Annotated in this window: 3 protein-coding genes; 2 read left to right on the forward strand and 1 reads right to left on the reverse strand. The window is 61.4% G+C overall.

Annotated elements, in window-relative coordinates:
- Positions 1–128: 50S ribosomal protein L19 (locus DBR24_RS28705; RefSeq protein WP_128616384.1), on the forward strand; the 128-nt coding region annotated here is incomplete at its 5' end.
- Positions 129–219: 91 nt separating this feature from the next.
- Complete coding sequence (locus tag DBR24_RS28710) at positions 220–633, forward strand: acyl-CoA thioesterase (RefSeq protein ID WP_041063151.1); 414 nt, start codon at positions 220–222, stop codon at positions 631–633.
- A 118-nt stretch (positions 634–751) separates the two neighbouring features.
- Here DBR24_RS28710 and DBR24_RS28715 read toward each other — a convergent pair.
- Positions 752–2,303, reverse strand: a 1,552-nt coding sequence (locus DBR24_RS28715) for a sodium:proton antiporter (RefSeq protein WP_128616385.1), incomplete at its 5' end; no start/stop codon positions are given.

Raw genomic sequence — 2,303 nt, forward strand, 5'->3', positions numbered from 1 at the left:
TCCAGACCTACTCCCCGCAGATCGACAGCATGGCTGTTAAACGTCGCGGTGACGTACGTAAAGCCAAGCTGTACTACCTGCGCGACCTGTCGGGTAAAGCAGCTCGCATCAAGGAAAAACTGGCTTAAGTCCAGCTTCCGATGCAGAAAAAAGCAGCCTACGGGCTGCTTTTTTGTTGCCCGCAATTTATCCACAGCTTTTTTGTTTCAGGCCAGAACCATGACCACCCGTGACCAGGAAATCCAGCGCCGCACCGAACTCTCGGTAACCCGCGTGACCAAGGCTGTCTTCCCGCCGACCACCAACCACCACAACACCCTGTTCGGCGGCACGGCGCTCGCCTGGATGGATGAGGTGTCGTTCATCACCGCCACGCGCTTCTGCCGGTTGCCGCTGGTGACCGTGTCCACCGACCGCATCGACTTCAACCACGCGATCCCGGCCGGTTCCATCGTCGAGTTGGTAGGACGGGTGATCAAAGTCGGCAATACCAGCCTCAAGGTCGAGGTGGAAGTGTTTGTCGAGAGCATGAGCTGTGATGGCCGCGAGAAGGCAATCCACGGACAGTTCAGCTTTGTCGCCATTGATGATGACAAGCGGCCGGTGCCAGTGCTGCCAGGGTTTGCTGCCTGATCCAGATTAGAGTCGAGCCGTTCGCGAGCAAGCTCGCTCCCACAGGAAGTGTGTCGTTCACAGTTTTTATGTTCGACACGAACCCTGTGGGAGCGAGCTTGCTCGCGAAGGCGTCAGGTCAGGCGCCGCTGGCCTCAGGCTGAATCAACGCCAGCAGCGTCCACCCGGATCCTGGTTTCAAAGCAGTCTCCGGCGTCACCACATGCACCCACCCGCTGTCATCGCGCATAAACAGCAAAGTCGCACGATTACCATGCAACGCGCGGTAATCCTCCCAGCCAAAACCATCGGTCAGCGTCGTGCTGTATAACTCCGCACCTTGGCCCATCTGGCTGGCCAGTTTCGCGTAGGTCAACGCCTCGCTGCCCAGTTGATTGCCACGATGTTCCAGACTCGCTCGGTGTTTGTCGCTGCGACGGCTTTCATGGCCGCTGGCCAGGCCAAACAGCCGCTGATGGCCGAAGTCGTGGCGAAAGCGCATCGCCGCCAGGGTGTTGAGTTCACCGGAGGGCGACAGCGCCAGCAAATGCCCCAGCCCGACCAGATCCAGATGTGCGTCGGCGTGCTGCGAGGCCGGATTGCCGAAGTAGGTCGGCAGACCTTCCATGCGCGCCGCACGAATGTTTTCCCAGCTCGAATCGGTCAGCAGCACGCGGCTACCCAGTTGCTGCAGTGATTTGCCCAGCGCCCGCGCCGGGTTGTTGGCGCCGACGATCAGGAAACCACTCGGCGCCGGTTCTGCCACCTTCAGCAGGCGGGCCAGTGGCCGAGCGGTGGCGCTCTGCAGAACCACGGTGCCGATGATCACCGCAAACGTCAGTGGTACCAGCAGCAGCGCACCCTCGTGCCCGGCTTCGTCCAGGCGAATCGCGAAAATTGCCGACACCGCCGCCGCCACGATCCCGCGCGGAGCGATCCAGCACAGCAAGGCGCGCTCGCGCCAGCTCAGGCTGGAGCCAGCGGTACTCAGCAGTACGTTCAGCGGGCGCGCGATCAGTTGAATCACCAGCAGCAGGATCAGCACCAAAGGGCCGAGGCCGATCAGTGCATTCAGATCCAGACGGGCCGCCAACAAGATGAACAGCCCGGAAATCAACAGCACACTGAGGTTTTCCTTGAAGTGCAGAATGTGCCGCACATCCACGCCCTTCATGTTGGCCAGCCACATGCCCATCAGCGTCACCGCCAGCAGGCCGGACTCGTGCATCACTTGGTTGGCTGCAATGAAAATCCCCAGCACTGCCGCCAGCGACGCGAGGTTATGCAGATACTCCGGCAGCCACTGGCGACGGATGATGGTGCCGAGCACCCAGCCACCGACAATCCCGAACACGCTGCCGCAGAGAATCACGCCGCCGAAAGTCAGCAGGCTCTGCTTGAGTCCGTGGCCCTCGCCGCTGGCAATGATGAAGCTGTAGACCACCACGGCGAGCAGGGCGCCGATCGGGTCGATGACGATACCTTCCCAGCGCAGAATGTTGGCGATCGACGCTTTGGGGCGCACCACCCGCAACATCGGCACGATCACCGTCGGGCCGGTCACCAGTGTCAGGCTGCCGAAAAGGATGGCGAGCAGCCAGTCGAAACCGAGTAGAAAATGCGTGGCGACGGCGATCACTACCCAGGTGGCGAGGGCGCCGATGGTCACCAGACGATGCACGACGCTGCCG

Origin of the sequence: Pseudomonas sp. HMWF006, assembly GCF_003061205.1 — a bacterium.
Classification (GTDB): Bacteria; Pseudomonadota; Gammaproteobacteria; order Pseudomonadales; family Pseudomonadaceae; genus Aquipseudomonas; species Aquipseudomonas monsensis.